Origin of the sequence: Marinobacter zhejiangensis (assembly GCF_900114775.1) — a bacterium.
GTDB classification, from domain to species: Bacteria; Pseudomonadota; Gammaproteobacteria; order Pseudomonadales; family Oleiphilaceae; genus Marinobacter; species Marinobacter zhejiangensis.
In genome coordinates this window covers 350,297-370,116 of the sequence record NZ_FOUE01000003.1, presented here as the reverse complement: position 1 = coordinate 370,116, position 19,820 = coordinate 350,297, and the positions used below count along the sequence as shown (strand labels likewise).

At 58.0% G+C, this 19,820-nt stretch carries 18 protein-coding genes; 10 read left to right on the top strand and 8 right to left on the bottom strand.

Features of this window, described 5'->3' with window-relative positions; all coding sequences use genetic code 11:
- The first annotated feature begins 16 nt into the window (after nucleotides 1-16).
- The 4 genes from BMZ67_RS11610 (at nucleotide 17) to BMZ67_RS11595 (ending at nucleotide 5,569) form a co-directional block, all read left to right on the top strand.
- Nucleotides 17-850 carry an enoyl-CoA hydratase/isomerase family protein gene (locus tag BMZ67_RS11610; protein ID WP_092022767.1) on the top strand — a complete coding sequence of 278 codons (834 nt, stop codon included), beginning with the start codon at nucleotides 17-19 and terminating at the stop codon, nucleotides 848-850.
- 9 nt (nucleotides 851-859) lie between these two features.
- Entirely contained in the window at nucleotides 860-2,827 is a 1,968-nt protein-coding gene (locus BMZ67_RS11605; protein WP_092022765.1) for an acetyl/propionyl/methylcrotonyl-CoA carboxylase subunit alpha, read from the top strand.
- Nucleotides 2,828-2,839: 12 nt separating this feature from the next.
- Complete coding sequence (locus tag BMZ67_RS11600) at nucleotides 2,840-3,667, top strand: SDR family oxidoreductase (protein ID WP_092022763.1); 828 nt, start codon at nucleotides 2,840-2,842, stop codon at nucleotides 3,665-3,667.
- A gap of 72 nt (nucleotides 3,668-3,739) precedes the next feature.
- Nucleotides 3,740-5,569 carry a long-chain-acyl-CoA synthetase gene (locus tag BMZ67_RS11595; protein WP_092022761.1) on the top strand — a complete coding sequence of 610 codons (1,830 nt, stop codon included), beginning with the start codon at nucleotides 3,740-3,742 and terminating at the stop codon, nucleotides 5,567-5,569.
- Nucleotides 5,570-5,625: 56 nt separating this feature from the next.
- Here BMZ67_RS11595 and BMZ67_RS11590 read toward each other — a convergent pair whose 3' ends face one another.
- The 4 genes from BMZ67_RS11590 to BMZ67_RS11570 form a co-directional block, all read right to left on the bottom strand.
- On the bottom strand, nucleotides 5,626-6,147 hold the full coding sequence (locus BMZ67_RS11590) for a GNAT family N-acetyltransferase (protein ID WP_092022759.1): 522 nt from the start codon (nucleotides 6,145-6,147) through the stop codon (nucleotides 5,626-5,628).
- A 24-nt stretch (nucleotides 6,148-6,171) separates the two neighbouring features.
- Nucleotides 6,172-6,909, bottom strand: coding sequence for an HD domain-containing protein (locus tag BMZ67_RS11585; protein ID WP_217642493.1), 738 nt, complete (start codon nucleotides 6,907-6,909; stop codon nucleotides 6,172-6,174).
- Nucleotides 6,910-7,136: 227 nt separating this feature from the next.
- Nucleotides 7,137-7,934, bottom strand: coding sequence for an alpha/beta fold hydrolase (locus BMZ67_RS11575; RefSeq protein ID WP_092022753.1), 798 nt, complete (start codon nucleotides 7,932-7,934; stop codon nucleotides 7,137-7,139).
- A gap of 147 nt (nucleotides 7,935-8,081) precedes the next feature.
- Complete coding sequence (locus BMZ67_RS11570) at nucleotides 8,082-9,062, bottom strand: NADPH:quinone oxidoreductase family protein (RefSeq protein WP_092022752.1); 981 nt, start codon at nucleotides 9,060-9,062, stop codon at nucleotides 8,082-8,084.
- Between the two features lie 277 nt (nucleotides 9,063-9,339).
- Here BMZ67_RS11570 and BMZ67_RS11565 point away from each other — a divergent pair, with 277 nt between their 5' ends.
- The 5 genes from BMZ67_RS11565 to BMZ67_RS11545 all read left to right on the top strand — a co-directional run bounded on the left by BMZ67_RS11565 (nucleotide 9,340) and on the right by BMZ67_RS11545 (nucleotide 14,035).
- Nucleotides 9,340-9,954 carry a trimeric intracellular cation channel family protein gene (locus tag BMZ67_RS11565; protein ID WP_092022750.1) on the top strand — a complete coding sequence of 205 codons (615 nt, stop codon included), beginning with the start codon at nucleotides 9,340-9,342 and terminating at the stop codon, nucleotides 9,952-9,954.
- A gap of 167 nt (nucleotides 9,955-10,121) precedes the next feature.
- Nucleotides 10,122-11,420 (top strand): NCS2 family permease, encoded by a 1,299-nt coding sequence (locus tag BMZ67_RS11560; protein WP_092022748.1) that lies wholly within the window; start codon nucleotides 10,122-10,124, stop codon nucleotides 11,418-11,420.
- A gap of 22 nt (nucleotides 11,421-11,442) precedes the next feature.
- On the top strand, nucleotides 11,443-11,985 hold the full coding sequence (locus BMZ67_RS11555; RefSeq protein WP_092022746.1) for an adenine phosphoribosyltransferase: 543 nt from the start codon (nucleotides 11,443-11,445) through the stop codon (nucleotides 11,983-11,985).
- A gap of 17 nt (nucleotides 11,986-12,002) precedes the next feature.
- Nucleotides 12,003-12,665, top strand: coding sequence for a fumarylacetoacetate hydrolase family protein (locus tag BMZ67_RS11550; RefSeq protein WP_092022745.1), 663 nt, complete (start codon nucleotides 12,003-12,005; stop codon nucleotides 12,663-12,665).
- A gap of 59 nt (nucleotides 12,666-12,724) precedes the next feature.
- Nucleotides 12,725-14,035 carry an ABC1 kinase family protein gene (locus tag BMZ67_RS11545; RefSeq protein WP_092022743.1) on the top strand — a complete coding sequence of 437 codons (1,311 nt, stop codon included), beginning with the start codon at nucleotides 12,725-12,727 and terminating at the stop codon, nucleotides 14,033-14,035.
- A 334-nt stretch (nucleotides 14,036-14,369) separates the two neighbouring features.
- Here the strand turns inward: BMZ67_RS11545 and BMZ67_RS11540 are convergent, their stop codons facing one another.
- Nucleotides 14,370-15,053 (bottom strand): SIR2 family NAD-dependent protein deacylase, encoded by a 684-nt coding sequence (locus tag BMZ67_RS11540; protein WP_092022741.1) that lies wholly within the window; start codon nucleotides 15,051-15,053, stop codon nucleotides 14,370-14,372.
- The gene (locus BMZ67_RS11535; protein WP_092022739.1) at nucleotides 15,053-16,444 is read right to left on the bottom strand and encodes an FAD-binding oxidoreductase; all 1,392 of its coding nucleotides are present in this window, start codon (nucleotides 16,442-16,444) and stop codon (nucleotides 15,053-15,055) included. The genes BMZ67_RS11540 and BMZ67_RS11535 overlap by 1 nt, the downstream gene beginning before the upstream one ends.
- A gap of 192 nt (nucleotides 16,445-16,636) precedes the next feature.
- Between BMZ67_RS11535 and serA the strand changes: the two genes are divergently transcribed.
- Complete coding sequence (gene serA, locus BMZ67_RS11530) at nucleotides 16,637-17,866, top strand: phosphoglycerate dehydrogenase (protein WP_092022737.1); 1,230 nt, start codon at nucleotides 16,637-16,639, stop codon at nucleotides 17,864-17,866.
- A 112-nt stretch (nucleotides 17,867-17,978) separates the two neighbouring features.
- Here serA and BMZ67_RS11525 read toward each other — a convergent pair whose 3' ends face one another.
- Both BMZ67_RS11525 and BMZ67_RS11520 read right to left on the bottom strand, forming a co-directional pair.
- Complete coding sequence (locus BMZ67_RS11525; RefSeq protein WP_092023264.1) at nucleotides 17,979-18,635, bottom strand: YiaD family glycine zipper/OmpA-like lipoprotein; 657 nt, start codon at nucleotides 18,633-18,635, stop codon at nucleotides 17,979-17,981.
- Between the two features lie 160 nt (nucleotides 18,636-18,795).
- Nucleotides 18,796-19,818, bottom strand: a complete 1,023-nt coding sequence (locus BMZ67_RS11520) for an alpha/beta hydrolase (protein ID WP_092022735.1) — start codon at nucleotides 19,816-19,818, stop codon at nucleotides 18,796-18,798.
- Nucleotides 19,819-19,820 lie beyond the last annotated feature (2 nt).

Here is a 19,820-nt window from a genome sequence, read left to right as displayed (position 1 = left end):
CCCAGGGAGCCTATCCATGACCGACCTACCCCATTGCGACACCCTGGCCCTGGTTCGCCAGGGTCATGCCCTTCACATCACCCTGAACCGGCCACAGGCCCGCAACGCCATGAGCCTGGCGATGGTGGCAGAGCTGTCCGCGGTGTTCAGCCGCATCGAAGCAGATGACACCCTCCGTGCGGTGGTTCTGCGCGGCGCCGACGGCCATTTCTGCGCCGGTGGCGACATCAAGGATATGGCAGGCGCCCGCAGTCTACCTGCCGGCGAAGGCGATCAGGACCCGTTCTATCGCCTGAACCGGGCCTTTGGCCACATGATTCAGCAGGCCAATGAATCCAGCAAGGTTGTTATTGCCGTACTGGAAGGTGCAGTAATGGGCGGCGGATTTGGACTGGCCTGCATCTCAGATGTTGCCATTGGCGGACCGACCGTGACCTTCGCGCTGCCGGAAACCAGCCTTGGCGTCATTCCCGCCCAGATTGCCCCGTTTGTGGTTGAGCGCATCGGATTGACCCAAACCCGGCGGCTGGCCCTGCTTGGCAGCAAGGTGAAGGGCAATGAGGCGCTGCAACTGGGACTGCTTCACCAGCTCTGCGGTGACGGTGATGAACTCGACACCGCCATTGCCACCGCCCTGGACCGGGTTCGTCACTGCGCCCCTCAGGCCACCGCCAACACCAAGCGCCTGCTCCACCGGGTTGGCAAAGAGCCCATGGGCGCGCTCTTGGACGATGCGGCCGCGCAATTCGCCGCCGCCGTGCGAGGCCCCGAAGGTGCCGAAGGCACCATGGCATTCGTACAGAAACGGCCACCGGCCTGGGCGGATATCGACACCGCCGACAACCACTGAGGATTCGGCATGCTGAAAAAACTGTTAATTGCCAACCGCGGAGAAATCGCTGTTCGGGTCATCCGTACCGCCCGCGACCTCGGCTACCGCACGGTGGCCGTGTACTCCGAAGCCGACGCCAACGCCTGCCATGTCCGGGAAGCCGATGAAGCCGTTTTGATCGGCCCGGCCCAGGTGTCGGCCTCTTACCTTAACGCTGACGTCATTCTGGAAGCGGCCCGGAAAACCGGTGCCGATTGTATTCATCCCGGCTACGGCTTCCTGTCGGAAAACGCCGGTTTTGCCAACGCCTGCGCAGAAGCCGAACTGGTGTTTGTGGGACCGCCAGCCGCTGCCATCGAGCTGATGGGCAGCAAACGCCGGTCCAAAATCGCCATGCAGGAGGCCGGTGTGCCAGTGGTACCCGGGTTTGAGGGCAACAACGCCAGTGACGAAGAGCTCATCGCTGCCGCCCGGGACATTGGTTATCCCCTGATGATCAAGGCCTCTGCCGGTGGCGGTGGACGCGGCATGCGACTGGTCGAGGATGAGTCGCAGCTCGCCGACAACATCGCCCGCGCCCGCTCAGAAGCGAAACAGGCCTTCGGTGATGATGAACTGATTCTGGAAAAGGCCGTCCTGCAGCCTCGTCATGTCGAGATCCAGGTCTTCGCCGACAGCCATGGCCATGCGGTGTACCTGGGTGAACGGGACTGTTCCATCCAGCGTCGCCACCAGAAAGTCGTGGAAGAAGCGCCATCGCCCTTCGTAACACCGGAATTGCGCCAGGCCATGGGCGAAGCCGCCGTGAAAGCGGCCCTGGCCTGCGATTACCGGGGTGCGGGAACCGTTGAGTTCCTGGTGGACAGCGACCGCAATTTCTACTTCCTGGAGATGAACACCCGGCTGCAGGTTGAGCACCCGGTCACCGAACTGATCACCGGCCAGGATCTCGTGGCCTGGCAGCTGGCGGTCGCCGAAGGACGGCCGTTACCACTGACCCAGGACGACATCGTGCTGAATGGTCATGCGATTGAGGTACGGCTATACGCCGAAGACCCCCGCAACGGCTTCACTCCCCAGACCGGGCAACTCGAACGTTTTGAACCCGCCACCGGCGAAGGCATCCGCTTTGACAGCGGAGTCTGTACCGGCGACACCGTTAGCCCGCACTACGACCCGATGCTCGCCAAGGTCATTGCCTGGGGGCAGGACCGGGACGAAGCCCGGCGGCGCCTGCTACGGACCCTGGAAGACAGCCAGGTCTTCGGGGTGGTTACCAACCAGCACTTCCTGGGCCGGGTCATCGACCATCCGGTGTTTGCTGCTGGCGAAGCCACCACGGCCTTCTTGGAGCAACATTTTTCCGACGACCCATCCATGGCCCCACACGCCCCGACCCTGCGTGAACTGGCGGTGGCTGCCACCATCCTGAGCACTCAGGATAATCAGCAAACAGCTTGGAGCAACGCCCTTGCCACCCGCATTCCGTTGACCCTGACCCATGGCGACAACCGCTTCGAATTGCTGGTTCGTCATCAGGGCCAGCGCCTGCAGGTCAGCTACGAGCAGCAAAGCTGCGAGCTGGAATGGGTGAGTCAGGAAAACGGGCAGCTATGCTTCATCGACAACGGGGTTCGTCACCGTTGCCAATATCACCGCTCCGGCGATCACCTATATTTGCAGCTGTCCGGCCACACCGTACACCTGTGCGATGTCACCCACCAGCCTCCGGAATCCAGTGCCCTCAGCGGCTCTGGCCAGGTCCGGGCCACTATGGATGGGGCCATCGTGGCAGTGATGGTGGAGGAAGGTCAGCAGGTTCGCCAGGGTGATGTTCTGGTGGTTCTGGAAGCGATGAAAATGGAACACCCGGTCAAAGCCGACCGGGACGGCAAGGTGACCCAACTGCATACCGCAGCCGGGAACCAGGTTCGCCGCCAGCAATTGCTGGTGGAGGTACACGCCGACAGCGCCGACGAATCCCCACTAACCTAAAGAGACCTGATCATGACTAGACTGACCGACAAAACTGTATTTATAACCGGTGGCAGTCGGGGTATTGGCCGCGCCATTGCCCTGGCCTGTGCAAAGGAGGGTGCGAAGGTGGTCATCGCCGCCAAATCCGACACGCCTCACCCCAAGCTGCCGGGCACCATCCATACCGTGGCCGACGAAATACGCGAACTCGGTGGTGAGGTACTGCCGCTGGTACTGGATGTGCGTGATGACGCGATGGTGAAAGCCTGCATCGACCAGGCCGCCAACCATTTCGGCGGGCTCGACATGCTGGTGAACAACGCCGGTGCCATTCGCCTGCAAGGTGTGGAAAAGCTCAAGGCCAGTCGCTACGACCTGATGCACCAGGTCAACGCCCGAGCGGTGTTCAGCTGTAGCCAAGCGGCTTTGCCCTGGCTCAAGGAGTCTTCACAGGCCCACATACTCAGCCTGTCGCCTCCACTGAACCTGAACCCAAAGTGGTTCGCCCAGTATGGTCCCTACACCACGACCAAATACGCCATGACCATGATGACCATTGGCATGGCGGAGGAATTCCGGCGCTACGGCATCAGCGTCAACTCGCTGTGGCCGAAAACGCTGATTTCCACCGCTGCCATTGAATTCGAGGCCGGAGGTCCGGCGCTGATGGCCCAGGGCCGCAAGCCCGACATCATGGCGGATGCCGCGGTCAGCATCCTGGCACGGACCGATCAGTCCTTGAGTGGCCAGGCCCTGATCGATGAAGACTTGTTAAGGAGTGACGGCGTGACGGAGTTTGACCACTACCGTTATGCCGAGGGGAACAAACCGCTGTTGCCGGATCTGTTCCTCGACTGATCACGGGGGTCGTGCCAATCCCCGGGAAAACATTACAACGTATAAACTCGCACAACCCCAACGGATACACGCATGACCGACAACACCGTTTCCGCACGTGACCTGGTCCGCAGTCTGCCTGGCATACTGCGGCGCTTTCCCTCCATCGCCAAGGGCTATTACTACTACTCTGTCAAGGATGACAACAAAGACCTGACCTTGGGCACCCTGATTGAGCGCAACGCCGACAAGTACCCTCGTCGTCCAGCCGTGCTCTACGACGATGTGCGCATCAACTGGCAAGACTTCAATGCCTGGGCTAACCGGTTTGCCCACTACTTTCGTTCCCGTGGATTGGTAAAAGGCGACGCTATCGCTGTCTTCCTGGAAAACCGTCCGGAGTTACTTGCGGTGGTCGCAGGTGCTGCCAAACTGGGTGTGGCTTGCGCCATGCTCAACACCTCCCAGAAAGGGCGGGTACTGGAGCACAGTATCAACTTGATCAAGCCCAAACTGGTGGTGGTCGGCGAAGAACTGTCTGACACCTTCGACCAGGTACGCGACCAGCTTGAAATCAGCGGTGACGAGCCCTTCCTGTTCCTGGCGGACTGCAACACCCTGAGCGGGTTTGGCGACGCCCCCGATGGCTACATCAACCTGGCGGCCAATGTAAGCGCCTACCAGGGCATGAACCCACAAGTACCCAACCCACCCACCATGGGCGATACCGCTGTCTACCTGTTCACTTCCGGTACCACAGGGTTACCCAAGGCTGCGCCGGGCAGCCACCGGAAATTCGTCAAAGCCTACGGCGGCTTTGGCCTGATGTCGTTGAGCATGCAGCCAGAGGATGTATTGTACTGCACCCTGCCGCTGTACCACGGCACCGCGCTCCTGGTGTGCTGGGGTTCCGTTATTGCCGGCGGCTCCGCCATCGCTCTGCGGCGCAAATTTTCCGCCAGCGCGTTCTGGGATGACGTGCGTCGATACAAGGCCACTACGTTTGGCTATGTCGGCGAGCTGTGCCGGTACCTGCTGAATCAACCGGCCACCCCCCAGGATCGTAGCCATGGGCTGGTCAAGATGATTGGTAACGGTCTGCGGCCATCCATCTGGAAGCCGTTCAAGGATCGCTTCGGCATCAATACGGTGGCCGAGTTGTACGCCTCCAGTGAAGGCAATATCGGCTTCAGCAACTTCTTCAACATGGACAACACCGTGGGCTTTTCAACCGCCCCCTACAAACTGGTGCGATTCCATGAAGGTACCCGCGACCCGATTCGAAACAGCAAAGGCTTCATGGAGGAAGTCAAACAGGGTGAGCCCGGACTGTTGATAGGTGAGATCACCAAGAAATGGTCCTTTGAGGGCTACACCCAGAAGGAAGCAACCGAAAAGTCCATCCTTCGGGACGCCTTCAAGAGGGGCGATCAATGGTTTAACACCGGCGACGTTCTACGTGAAATCGGCTTCCGCCACCTGCAGTTTGTAGACCGAATGGGCGACACCTTCCGCTGGAAAGGCGAGAATGTCTCGACGACCGAGGTCGAAAACATCATTGATGGCTCCGGCCTCGTTGAAGAAGCCATCGGCTACGGCGTGGAAATCCCCAACACCAACGGCAAAGCTGGCATGGTGACCCTGGTGCCTCAACAAGGCAAGGCCGCCTTCGACATCCAGGCTCTGTTCCGCTACCTGAACGACAACCTGCCACCTTACGCCATCCCGGTATTTATCCGGGTCACCGACGGCATCGAGAAAACAGGTACCTTCAAGTACCGCAAAGTGGATATCCAGAAGATGGCCTATGCCACCCAGAAAGCGGAAGACGATGTCTACGTCTGGCTACCGAAAACCCAGGAGTACACCCTGGTCACCCCGGAGCTGGAAAAAGACATCAACGACGGCAAGATTCGCTTCTGATGTAGTGAACCAGAAAGGGGGCACCAGCCCCCTTTCTTTCCTTCAACATACGTTCCTCAGGCCGCGGGCCACTCCCCTGCAGAAAGCCTGTAAAGGCGAACCGACCGGCCATGGAACTCTGCGTCCAGGTAATCACTGAAACCGGCTTTCTCGGCCACTCGTATAGACGCCCGGTTCTCCGGTTCGATGATCGCCGTCACCGAATCAACCGACTTCGACCCGAAACCATACGCCAATACCGCACGAACCGCTTCCGTAGCCAAACCCTGGCCCCAGTAGTGCCGGGCCAGACGGTAACCAAGGTTCATTTCCTCCACCTCACCCACCGGCTCTGGTCCCAGACCACAAAAGCCCACCAGGTCGCCACCGGATTTGTCGATCAGCGCCCAGGGTCCTAGCCCATGGGTGTCGTAGCAGCTGCGGCACCAGTCGATAAAGCGGACGGTCGCTGCCCGATCGCACACGCCGCGCACTGAATACTTCATCACCTCAGGGTCAGAGAGAATCTCCGTTAGCTCCGGTGCATCCTGATACTCGAGGCAGCGAACGATCAGTCGTCCGGTCTCCGTGATTCGCATAGTGTCCCCAAATACTCCCGCTAGCTATAGCTGACTCAGCGCGTGGGCAAGATTGCTACGGGCCTGCGCTTCCAGTAAGGCGTATAGCCGGGGGGTCCGATAGATCGCATCCCGCGCCTCGAAACCGGCAAGCACCTCACGGCGTTTGTCGCTGTACAACGCGTCGGGAACCCAGCGGTACTCCTCACGAATCTGGGCCTCGTAGGCATCAAACCGTGGTCGCGGAGCCCCAAGAATTGCCAGGTCAATGTCCACCAGCAACTGCTGATCCGACGTTTCCGGTGTCACGGAGTGGCGAGTCGCAAGGATCAATGCCGAGATCCGGCCCAGGCTCTCTTCAGAGACCCCGGCCTCCCGCAACGCCTGTACCGCCCAAGCTGCACTCCGTGCCTCATTATCGCGGCCCTTAACGTCATAGACTGCATCGTGAAACCAGAGCGACATCTCAACTTCCGCAGGCTTCTCCGCCTGCTCACGGCAAGCCTCCCACCACTGCAGACACTCCGCCAGGTGCTGAGCCGTATGATACTTGCGCTGGGGCTCCTGATAGGCGTCCAGCAACCGTGCCATGACCTGCTGCCCATCCCCACTTGCGCCCAAGGCCGGCCAGCAACGCTGCCACGATGTTTCTAATTCCGGGTTAACAGCTACCGCCATCACCGCCTCCGCCAAATCCACCGCCGCCGCAATCACCACCACCACCCCAGCCGCCAGTGCCACCGCCCCAGAACCCGTCGGAGGAATTGCCTCCGCCAGTGCCACCGGAGCCGCCCGTTCCCCCGATCGAGCCAAACAACTTGGCAAGGGCAATAGCCACACTCACCACGAAACCAAATGGACAAAAAACACCGTAAAGAAAGTCACCGGAACCCAGGTCAGAATAAAAGGCAAACCCGGCAATACTCAGTACCGTCAACAACCACGAAATCATCGTTTATCCACCATCCCTGATTATCTTCCCCAATACACCAACCCCAACACCCGAGCCGCTACGACTGCAGCGTTCTTTCCAAAAACGGCAGTGCCTCCGCCAGAAATAATTCGGGCACTTCTGCAAACGAGGCATGGCCACAAGGCAGAACGACAAGCTTCGCCGAAGGAACCGATTGAGCGGCGGCTTTTCCGTCTTTCCCAGCCGCAATCGCAGGATCGTATTTGCCAAACATCAGCAACGTAGGCGAGTTGATGCTTCGAGCGGACTGCCGGAGATCATTTTCCGGCCTGCCAAAGCTCCGCCAGAGCGCCCGGTTGAGCGTGACTGCATCCGTGCCCGACTGGAGGCCTGAAGCCCTCTCCAGCATCGCCTCCGTCGTAGCGTTGCGGCGCTTAAGGTACCAACGGGCGAAACGCTGCGGAGACAGAGAAAAACGGCTACCCTGCAAGCGGCAGAAACTGCGCGTGATCCAGTTATGGGGCGTAAATCCCCCAGGCGCGACCAGTACCAGCCCCCTCACCCTATCCGGCTGTTCACTGGCCAGGCGGGCTGCGACATTCCCTCCAACCGAGTTGCCAACAAAGATTGCCGGCGGCAGTTTCAGCGCATCGAGGAATTCGTTCAGTATGTTGTAGAGAAGAAAAACCGTGGCGGAGTCGGGAGACGGTGGGATGGCGGACTGTCCATAACCAGGCCAGTCGATTGCCAATACCCGATAGTTCTGGGACAAGGCGGGAATAATGGCCTCAAAGTCGAGGCTATCTCCTGGGTTTGCATGCAGCAAAACCACCGGAACCCCATGCCCATGCTCAGTGTAATGAACCGGGCCTGTAGAAAGGTTCAGTATTGGCATAAGCAGTTCCTTTGCTGGCGTCGCGCGAAGATCCTTGGATTTAAAGTTCTACACCATTACCACCTCTGGCGGAACATCGCTGCACGCAAAAATGCCAGGAACGTGACCCCGGAACAAATTCTCGGGGTCCCGTGCGTTCAACACGCGCTATGCGGAGACCTTCAGGACAATTTTCCCTTTCGCCCGACGTTCGCTCAGAGCGTTGAGTGCCTTGGCATAGTCCCCGAACTCGTAGCTTTCGCTGATTTTTGGGTCGATCTTGCCCTGTTCGAAAAGCCCCATCAGTTCCATCATGTTTCGGGCACTTTCCTGAGGCTCTTGCTGGGTGAATGCGCCCCAGAATACACCGACCACCGAACAGCCCTTCAGAAGGGTCAGGTTAGCGGGGATCTTCGGGATATCACCAGCAGCAAATCCAATGATCAGATGACGACCATTCCAGGCCATGGCACGCAGGGCCTGTTCGGTAAAGTCGCCCCCTACAGGGTCGTAGATCACATCGACGCCTTTGCCCTTGGTTAGCTTCTTAACGGCGTCTTTGAGGGGTTCTTCAGTGTAGTTAATCAGCTCATCAGCGCCTGCCAGCCTGGCCACTTCCAGTTTGTCTGCCGTGCTTGCTGCTGCAATAACCTTCGCGCCCATGGCCTTCCCCAGCTCCACGGCAGCCAGACCTACACCACCGCTGGCCCCAAGAACCAGAAGAGTTTCCCCGGCCTGCAGGTTGGCTCGCTGTTTAAGGGCATAGTAGGACGTGCCATAGACCATGCTAAATGCCGCCGCTTTTTCATCGCTCATGGACTCGGGCACTGGCAGCAAATTCTGCTCTGGCACCACAAGTTCTTCGGCAAATGCCCCAAACCCGGTGAGCCCGGCAACCCTGTCGCCGACCTTGAAACGGGTCACCTTGTCACCGATATCAATAACCTCGCCGGACATTTCGCCGCCGGGAGCAAAAGGCATGGTGGGCTTTAGCTGGTATTTCCCCTGAATAATCAGGGTGTCGGGAAAGTTAAGCGCCGCAACGTTTACCTTCACCTTTACCCCTCGGCCCCCAACAACCGGGCTATCGATCTCCTCAATAACCAGGCTCTCCGCCGGACCATATTCCTTACACAGAATTGCTCGCATTCTTGGGTTCCCCGCTGTGGTAGGTGCCGAATGGCCTCCGATCCGGACGCCATCCGGCCATTTATCATCGTTATATTGATTATTTTGGACGTTGGACACGCTATCGCCCCACCAGTCATGAATCAAATAAACAAAACTGATCCACAGCCATAAAGAACACTAATACAGAAACCGTCGTTTACGCAGTCAATAGTGAAGTAATAGGTGTTTTCCGCTATCCTTCGCGCTCCCAGAAGGAACAGCCGTTTGTCCGCGTAAACCCCAGGATTGTCCCGCCATGTTTGACATCGTTTATGGCCTTGAAATGATTGGCATTGTTGCCTTCGCCATTTCCGGCATGATTGCGGCTCGTTCGAAAAACATGGATCCAGTCGGGGTATTCACCATTGGTTTTATCACCGCTCTTGGTGGTGGCACGCTCCGTGACCTGATTATGGACAATCACCCGCTGTACTGGATCAAGCACCAGGAACAGCCCATTTTCATTCTGTGCCTGGCCATTATCTTCAGTTACTGGAACCGGCTGGGTCGTATCCGTGAGTCCCGGATCGTCGTACCCGATGCAATCGGCCTGGGTATATTTTCGATTCTCGGTGCCCAGTTGGCGCTGGATCTGGGCCACTCCTGGTTCATTGCCTCACTGCTTGGAGTGATGACGGGCACCTTCGGCGGCGCCCTGCGCGACACCCTCTGCAATGAGGTGCCATTCATTTTCCGCAAAGACCAGATCTACGCATCCATCTCCTTCGCAGGCTGCTGGATCTATTTCCTGTGCCAGTGGCAACTGGCCAGCGAGACCGTTTCCCTGACCATCGGACTGCTGTTCATCGTTATCGCACGGCTATTGGCCGTCCGCTATGACATTCGCTTGCAACGGGACAAAACCTACTAGAGGTAACTCCCCTTACTTGGCCTGGCCTTCGCCAACCGGTAACATTGCTTTTTTTTCATACAGCCCACAGAGCGGACCTCAACAGGATCCCCGACGATGTGAGCTATATTCACCACTTTCGTTCCAGTTCATTCAAATCAACAGCCCATGTAAGGCAGATATACCCAATGCTTGAAAGACTGTTCCAACTCAAGGCTCACGGCACGGACGTCCGCAAGGAAGTGATCGCCGGTATCACTACCTTCCTGACCATGGCCTACATCATCGTCGTCAACCCCAGCATCCTCGAAGGTGCCGGTATGGATTTCGGCGCCGTGTTCGTCGCCACCTGCCTCGCCGCTGCCATTGGCACGCTAATCATGGGCCTGTGGGCCAACTATCCTATTGCCCTGGCACCCGGTATGGGCCTGAACGCCTTTTTCGCGTTTACTGTCGTCGGCAGCATGGGCTACAGCTGGCAGGTTGCCCTGGGCGCGGTGTTTATGTCCGGGCTTATCTTTTTCCTGCTGAGTATCTTCCGGGTTCGGGAATGGATCATTAACTCGATCCCCATGTCCCTGCGCTTTGGCATCTCCGCCGGGATTGGTTTCTTCCTCGCACTGATCGCCCTGAAAAATGCCGGCGTGGTGGTGGACCACCCGGCCACGCTGGTCGGAATCGGCAACATTCACGCCCCTGAGGTACTGCTGTTCTTTGGTGGTTTCCTGCTGATCTGCGCGCTGTCGTTCCGCAATGTCACCGGTTCGGTGATGATCGGCATCATCGCGATTACCGTCGTTGGTATGCTGTTGGGCATGGTCGAGTACAAGGGCTTTGCATCCGCCCCGCCAAGCCTTGCCCCGACCTTCATGCAACTTGATATCGCTGGCGCCCTCGACGTCGCGATGATCAGTGTTATCTTTGCATTCCTGTTCGTAGACCTGTTTGACACCTCGGGTACCCTGATCGGTGCGGCCCAACGCGGTAACCTGCTGGATGAAGACGGCAAGCTGCCGCGCCTGGGACGCGCACTGATGAGCGATTCCGTGGCCACCATGTCCGGCGCAGCTATGGGCACCTCGACCACCACCAGTTACATCGAGTCTACTGCCGGTATTGCTGCCGGTGGCCGCACAGGTTTGACGGCGGTTGTCGTTGCCATGCTTTTCCTGGCGTGTCTGCTGCTGTCGCCTATTGCCAGCATTATTCCGGCTTACGCCACTGCACCAGCCCTGCTCTACGTGGCCGTCCTGATGACGTCCGGCCTGAAGCTCATCGACTGGGAAGACGTCACTGAAGCCGCCCCGGCCGTGGTTACCGCCCTGATGATGCCGCTGACTTTCTCCATTGCCAACGGCATTGCCCTGGGTTTTATCACCTACGCAGCCCTCAAAGCCCTCAGCGGACGCTGGTCTCAGCTCAGCGCCAGCGTTGCCGTGATCGCCGTGGTCTTTGTACTGAAATTCATTTTCCTCGATGGGGCCTGATTCCGGCCCCCGGATACCTGCTATGGACTACTTCTCAGAGAGCATCAAACAGGCCATTCGTACTGTGCCTGACTGGCCAAATCCCGGCGTTCAGTTCCGTGACATCACCACCGTACTGCAGGACCGCACGGCGTTCCGGAAACTGATTGACGCATTTGTCCACCGCTATCACGGCCAGCAAATCGATGCCGTAGCTGCAGTCGATGCCCGCGGATTCATCATTGGCTCCGCGCTGGCGTACGAACTGAACGCTGGGCTGGTACTGGTGCGCAAGAAAGGCAAACTGCCGTTCGACACACTGGTGGAAGACTACCAACTGGAATACGGCACCGCGTCCGTTGAGCTGCACAAAGACGCCTTCCGTCAGGGGGATCGGGTAATCCTGGTGGATGACCTGATCGCCACCGGTGGCACCATGATGGCCGCCAGCCGGCTGATTCGCCGCATCCGGGCGGAGATTGTCGAAGTTGCAGCAATGATTGACCTGCCCGACCTGGGCGGATCGCAAAAGCTGCGCGACGAAGGCCTGGCGGTTTATACTGTTTGCTCATTCGAGGGCGAGTAAACCAAGGAGGCGCGGCCATGGCTGATTACCAGCACCACTGGAAGGATGGGAACCCAATTCATCTGCCGTTGGGGAAAATCGTCTGCATTGGCCGCAACTACGCCGAACACGCCCGGGAGCTGAACAACCCCATTCCGGACGAGCCGCTTCTGTTCATCAAGCCAGCTACGTCCGCGGTACATATCACCCGCCCCATTACCCCACCCCAGGGCTTCGGGGCGGTGCACTTTGAGACCGAACTGGCGGTACTGATCGGCCAACCCCTGAGCCACGCCAGTGAGACCGAGGCCGCAGGTGCAATCCTCGGGTACGGGCTGGCGCTGGACCTGACCCTGAGAGACGTACAAAGCAAGCTCAAGGACAAGGGCCACCCCTGGGAGCGTGCCAAGGCCTTTGATGGCGCCTGCCCTCTGTCGCCCTTTGTCGATGCCAATGACCTCCCTCAGGGCCACCTGACCTTTTCCCTCGATATCAACGGCGAACGCCAGCAAACCGGAGATACCCGCGATATGCTGGTGCCAATCCTGCCGCTGATCACGCACATCAGCCACCACTTTACCCTGCTTCCGGGGGATGTCGTTCTGACCGGAACGCCCGCTGGGGTCGGCCCGCTGACCTCCGGCCAAAGACTTTCGCTGGAACTGGAAAACGCCCTGTTTGTCGAAACCACGGTTGCCTGATCCGCGCGCCCTTAACCGACCGGCTTACCGGTTCTAACGAGCCCTAAGACACACTCATTATGGCGAAAAAACCCGTTACCTCTCGTAGTGGCCGCTTTTTCAAACTGGCGGGAATGACCGCAACCGTTGCCAGCCAGTACGCTGGTCAGAAGGCCCGTCGGCTGCTCACCGGAAAAGACGACGAGCAGACCCGGAGCGAAGGCTATAGCCGGATGGCGGAGCAGATCACCGACACCCTAGGCGAGCTCAAGGGCGCGGTGATGAAGGTCGGCCAGATCGCCTCTCAGACCCAGGACTTCCTACCCAGGGAGTTCTCTGACGCCTTGCAGAAACTGCAGAAAGAAGCTCCACCCATGCCGTTTGAGGTGATCCTGGCTCAGGTCGAGTCCGAGCTCGACAGGCCCGTGGGTGAATTGTTCGAGTACCTGCAGGAACAACCATATGCAGCCGCCTCCATCGGGCAAGTCCACCGCGCCCGATTACATGACGGCCGCGACGTGATTGTGAAGGTGCAGTATCCCGGCGTGGACGACTCCTGCGACTCCGACCTGAAGCAGCTACGATTGGCCCTTAAACTGGGCGGCTTACTCAAGATGCCCAAGGAAAGTGTGGATCAGCTGTTTGGCGAAATCCGCGAACGCCTCAAGGAAGAGCTGGACTATGAGAACGAGGCCCGCAATATCCGCCAGTTCCGGGAATTTCACCACAACGACCCATGGGTCATTATCCCGGATTACGTTCCCAGCCACTCCTCACGGCGGGTGCTGACGCTGGAGCTGGAAGAAGGCGACCACGTCAGTGAAGTGACCCCGGATCGGTACAGCCAGGAGACCATCAACACCATTGGTCACCGGATCTTTTCCACCATGGCAGACCAGCTGTTCCGGTTTCAGTGCATTCACGGCGACCCCCATGCCGGGAACTTCGCCTACCGTCCGGATGGTTCGATCGTGCTTTACGATTTCGGCTGCGTGAAAAAGCTCAAACCAGAGATTGTCGAAGCCTATCGCAAGGCGCTGATTGCAGCCCTGCACGAGGACTATGAAGCCCTCGACCAGCACCTGATTGATCTGGGCGCACGAGTGGAGTCAAAACCCGCCCTGGATGAGGCCTATTACGCCATGTGGCGGGACATCCTGATCCGACCCTTCGACAGCCCGCATCCTTATGATTTTGCCGAGTCTGAAATCCACAAAGCCGTCGCCGCAAAAACCAGTACGGTGTTCAAGTACCTGGACTATTTCAAGCCACCGGTTGAGAGCATCTTTATTGACCGGATGATTGCAGGACATTACTGGATGCTGAAGCGGCTGGGGGTGCAGGCGGCGTTTCGGGCGGAGTTGGAAAGTTACCTGAAAGAGGCAGCTTAAAGCTTCTTGGCCTGAGGACTGGGTGCAGGTGGCCGGTGGTAGGCCTTCCTTCGCTCTCCTCTAAGGTACGTCCTGTACCTGTCGGAGACCGCGGCATCCATGCCGCTGCTACGGAAGGCCCACCACCGACCACTTACAAGCATCGGCACTATCTCTTCAAACGAACACTCTGTATGTCTAAACAGGGGAGATTCAGGCCCGAACAGACTCTGGGTCCTTGGGCGGGGCTGTCATACGGAGCAGGGACATGGACGTCCCGGTAGCATTGCAGGTACAGGAAGTACCTTCAATGCGGTGGAGTATGACAGCCCCGCTCAAGGACCTTCACCACGGTCTAAAACTTACCCAAATCAGAGACCCACTCGGCAACACCTTCGCAGGCGCCCTTGCGGATCACCCTGGCCCGGGAAACCGTAGCCGGCTCACCGGGATCAATCACCGTCACCGGCACATCGAAGTCCACCTCATGGACCAGACCGGCAGCGGGGTAGACCTGCAGCGAGGTGCCGACAATCAGCAGGTGGTCCGCGGTGCGTGCCACCTCAGCGGCCACCTCAATCATCGGCACATCCTCCCCGAACCAGACAATATGGGGGCGGAGCTGACTGCCATGTTCGCAGGTATCACCCAGCTCGATCGGACGATAGTCAATGTCGTAGATGGTAGCGGGGTTGCGGGTACTGCGGGCTTTGGTGAGTTCACCATGGAGGTGGATCACGCGGCTGGAACCGCCGCGCTCGTGCAGGTTATCGACGTTCTGGGTGATGATTGTCACCCGGTAGGTCTTCTCAAGTTCCGCCAGCAACTCGTGAGCCCGGTTGGGCGCCACCTCAGCCAGCTGACGGCGGCGGTCGTTGTAGAACCGGAGCACCAGCTCCGGGTTACGTTCGAACGCTTCCGGGGTCGCCACATCGTAGACACTGTGTTCCTCCCACAGCCCGCCATTGTCGCGGAACGTAGAGAGGCCACTCTCGGCGCTGATACCCGCGCCAGTCAGAACTACGATGTGATCTTTCATCAGTCGAAAATTTTACCCGGGTTCATAATGCCGTTGGGGTCAAACACCTGTTTGATACCACGCAGGTAGGCCATTTCCGCCTCGCTACGGGTGTATTGCAGGTAAGGCTTCTTGGTCATGCCCACGCCGTGCTCAGCAGACACACTGCCTTCGTAGCGCTCGACAATCTCGAAGACCCACTTGTTCACCTGCTGGCATTTCTCGAAGAAGTCCTCATTGGCCATATCTTCTGGCTTGAGAATGTTCAGGTGCAGGTTGCCATCGCCGATGTGGCCGAACCAGATGATTTCAAAGTCCGGGTAATGCTCGGTCACTACCGCATCAATCTCGGTCAGGAACCCGGGGACCTTGGACACCACCACGGAGATGTCATTCTTGTAGGGAGTTCGTGGTGCAATGGATTCAGAGATCCGTTCCCGCAACTGCCACAGGTTCTGGGCCTGCGTCTCGCTCTGGCTGATCACGCCATCCAGTACCCAGCCATTCTCTACACACTGTTCAAACAGCGCCATGGCATCGTCCATGACCTGGTCGGAGGTCGCCTCGAACTCCAGCAACGCATAGTAAGGCGCCTCAGTTTCAAACGGTGCCTGCACCTGGCCGTGGGCCAGAACATGCTGCATTGCCTGGTGGGAGAAAAACTCATACGCAGTCAGATCGATCTGCTTCTGGAACGACTGCAGCACATCCATGGTATTGGTGAGATCGTTCAGCCCCAGAACCAGAACCGTCAGATTGTCTGGCTTGCGGCACAGTTTCATGGTCGCTTCAGTAATAAAGCCCAGCGTGCCTTCAGCGCCAATGAACAGGTGACGCAGGTCGTACCCGGTGTTGTTCTTTTCCAGATCCTTGTTGAGGTCCAGGATATCGCCTTTACCCGTGACAACCTTAAGGCCTGCCACCCAGTCCCGGCTCATGCCATACCGGATCACCTTGATACCACCGGCATTGGTGGAAAGGTTGCCACCCAGCTGACTGGAGCCGGCGGAAGCAAAGTCCACAGGGTAATAGAGGCCGTTTTCTTCGGCGAAGTTCTGCAATTGCTCAGTAATCACCCCCGCCTGGCAGCGAACCGTGCGATCACTGGCATTGAACTCAACGACCTGATTCATGTAGTCGAACGCCACAACCACTTCACCATTGGCCGCCACGGCACCGGCGCTGAGCCCGGTACGACCGCCGGAAGGCACCAGGGCAACCTGGTTTTCATTGGCGAACCGCACCAAGGCCTGGACCTGCTCCGTGGTTTTCGGGAACACGATGGCCAGAGGCTTGGGCGGGTAGATCTTGGTCCAGTCTTTTCCGTAAGTATCGAGATCGGAAGGGTCAGTCAGGACTTTGCCATCGTCCACAAGGGTCTTCAAAGTGGCAATGATCTGTTCGGCGTTCATGCGGGATTCGTTCTCTGTAAAAGGTTTGGCGGGCCATTGAATCCCTGAGTTGTTTCAGGTCATCTGACGCGCTGTGAAAATTTGCGTTTATGGTATCATACCGCCCCTGTTCTGTGAGCCTGTCACTATCTGGCGGGTTTTACAGGTGACATTACGGTCATACGACGCGACGAAAGGTCTGGAAGCAAGCCCATGTCAAATACGTCTCTCGAAAAGAGCAAAATCCGGATCCTGCTGCTGGAAGGCGTGCATCAATCCGCTATTGATACCCTCAATGCCGCAGGCTACACCAACATCGAGTACCTGACGCACTCGCTGGCAGAGGACGATCTGATCGAAAAGATCGCCGATGCCCATTTCGTTGGTATTCGTTCGAGAACCCAGCTCACTGAGCGGGTATTTGAAGCCGCCAAGAAGCTGGTGGCCGTGGGTTGCTTCTGTATCGGTACAAACCAGGTGGACCTGAAAGCAGCTACCCGTCGTGGTGTTGCGGTATTCAACGCCCCCTATTCCAACACCCGTAGCGTGGCCGAGCTGGTGCTGGCCCAGGCCATCCTGTTGCTGCGCGGCGTTCCCGAGAAGAGTGCCAAAGCGCACCGTGGCGAATGGATTAAGTCTGCCAAGAACAGCTACGAAATCCGCGGCAAGAAGCTCGGTATTATCGGCTACGGCAGCATCGGCACCCAGTTCAGCGTCCTGGCTGAAGCCCTGGGCATGGACGTGTACTTCTACGACGTGGTTTCCAAGCTGCCACTGGGCAACGCCACCCAGGTCGGCACCCTACACGAACTGCTGAACCTGGCAGACGTGGTCAGCCTCCACGTACCGGAAACCCCGGCCACCAAGTACATGTTTGGTGCCGAGCAGTTTGCACAGATGAAGCCTGGTAGCATTCTGATGAACGCTTCCCGCGGCACTGTGGTAGACATCGACGCCCTCGCCGAAGCCATCCAGAGTGGCAAGCTGCTGGGCGCGGCTGTAGACGTGTTCCCGGTCGAGCCGAAGGGTAACGACGAAGAATTCGTATCTCCGCTGCGCGAGTTCGACAATGTCATCCTGACCCCGCACATCGGTGGCTCCACCATCGAAGCCCAGGAAAACATTGGCCGCGAAGTCGGCGAGAAGCTGTCCATGTACAGTGACAACGGTACTTCCGTATCGTCTGTTAACTTCCCGGAAGTTGCCCTGCCTTCTCACCCGAATCAGCACCGCCTGCTGCACATCCACGAGAACGTGCCGGGCGTCATGTCTGAGATCAACCAGGTGTTCTCTGAGAACGGCATCAACATCTGCGGCCAATACCTGCAAACCAAGGAAGACATTGGTTATGTGGTGATTGACGTAGACAAGGAATACAGCGAGCTGGCCCTTGAGAAACTGAAGTCCGTCAAAGGCACCATCCGCTGTCGGGTCCTGTTCTAAGCGAACAGCCCCGAACAGAAAAGGCCGCCCCTCTCGAGGGGCGACCTTTTTTTATGGGCAAAAGAAAACCCCCGGCATTGCTACCGGGGGGTTTCAGTCCAACCAGCAAGAATTACTGCTGGTAAGGAATCAGGCTCAGCTCAACACGACGGTTCTGCTCACGACCAGCAGCGGTGTCGTTGGTGGCAATCGGGTTACGAGGACCGTAACCGACAGCACGGGTACGGGCCGGCTCAATACCCTGTGCCAACAGGAAGTCACGCACGGAGCCAGCACGACGCTCGCTCAGCAGCTGGTTGTAGTTCAGGGAACCAGTGCTGTCGGTGTAGCCCGCAATGTTGATTGCAGTTTTGTCGAACTCTTTCAGTACCAGGCCAACAGACTCCAGCACACCGCTGAATGACGGCTTGATGGTGGACTGGCTCACATCGAACGTGATGTTGCCAGGCATAACCAGGTTGATCTGGTCGCCGTTACGAACCACCCGCACTCCGGTGCCTTCCAGCTTCTGACGCAGCTCAGCTTCTTGGCGATCCATGTAGTAACCGATACCGCCACCGAGGGCGCCACCAGCAGCCGCACCAATCAAGGCACCCTTACCACGGTCGCTGCTGCTGGAAGTAGCCGCACCAATGGCCGCACCACCGATCGCGCCAATAATAGAGCCAGTGGTGGCACTGGAGACCTGCTCCTCACCGGTGTATGGATCGTACGTCATACAACCGCTCAGGGTTGCTGCCACTGTGACTGCCAGAATCGTTTTCTTCACAAGATACCTCTGCACAATAGATTGCTTATCGTTCATTTATGCCGTTTACCAGCTTGCCGGTATATGGCCGTTCCCTTACATCTTGGTAATACACAACATGTTGGTCATTCATACCGAAAAGCTGCCTCAAAAGGAAAGCTGATCGTCGACCACCGGGGGTTCAGGATGCCTTGGAGTATGTTTTTGGCCCCAGGTTGCCAGAAAAGGTGTCGATAATGCTGTTAAAAACGGTTGCCTGCAGGTCCTGGGCTTCGTTGACCAGATGATGACGGCCATCGGGAATCCGGATTTCATTGACTGAGGCAAACTTGTTTCTCAGGATTCGGAGGTTGTGCTGCCAATCCACCGTCAGGTCTTTTTCCCCCTGCACCACCGTGACCGGAAAATCCACCGGACGGCAGGATTCGATATGGGGCACCCACAAACGCAGGGCGCTCACCCAGTCTACATGCACAGCACGGGCCTGTAAGGGATCATGTTCACGAAGAAATCGCAAAAAACGGCTGTTTCCGCTGTTTTCTGAAAACAGGCGACGCCAGCGTTTAATAAAAGGCCGAAGCATACTGTGCAGCACTTTCGCACCCAGCCAACCCATCGGCCTGACCAGGGGAGCCAGCAGCACCACCTTCTCGAACGCCGACGAGTCCTGACTGTGGTGATTGGACAGCAGGTAGTCAATCAGGATGGCACCACCGGTACTTTGCCCCACCGCAAACCAGGGGCCACGTACCTGCCCCCGCACCCTTGCCATCACATCACACAGTACCGCCTGATACTCCATAAAGCTGCCAATGGCGGCGGGCGTACCACTGGATAGACCATGCCCCGGCTGATCATAGGCCAGCACATCAAAGCCAGCGCCCAGGCAGCGGTCAATCAGCTGGCTGTAGAGGCCAACATGGTCAAAATAGCCGTGCATAATGAACACGGTTCCCTTGCTCTCGGGTGACTCGGGCAAGCGGTAGTAATGCAGCACGACCTGGTGTTCCCCAGCGGTGAGATAGCCTTGGCGATAGCTTACGTCGGGGTGTTCCAGCCACAGGTCGAGGCCGTAGTAACGGCAGTAGGCAATTGCCTCTTCAGACAGATCAGCGGCCATATCCGCCGCGAAAGGCCTTAACTTACCCAGCAGGGAATCACGATTCCAATGCGGGATTTCGATATTGTCGGTCTTCCAATACACGT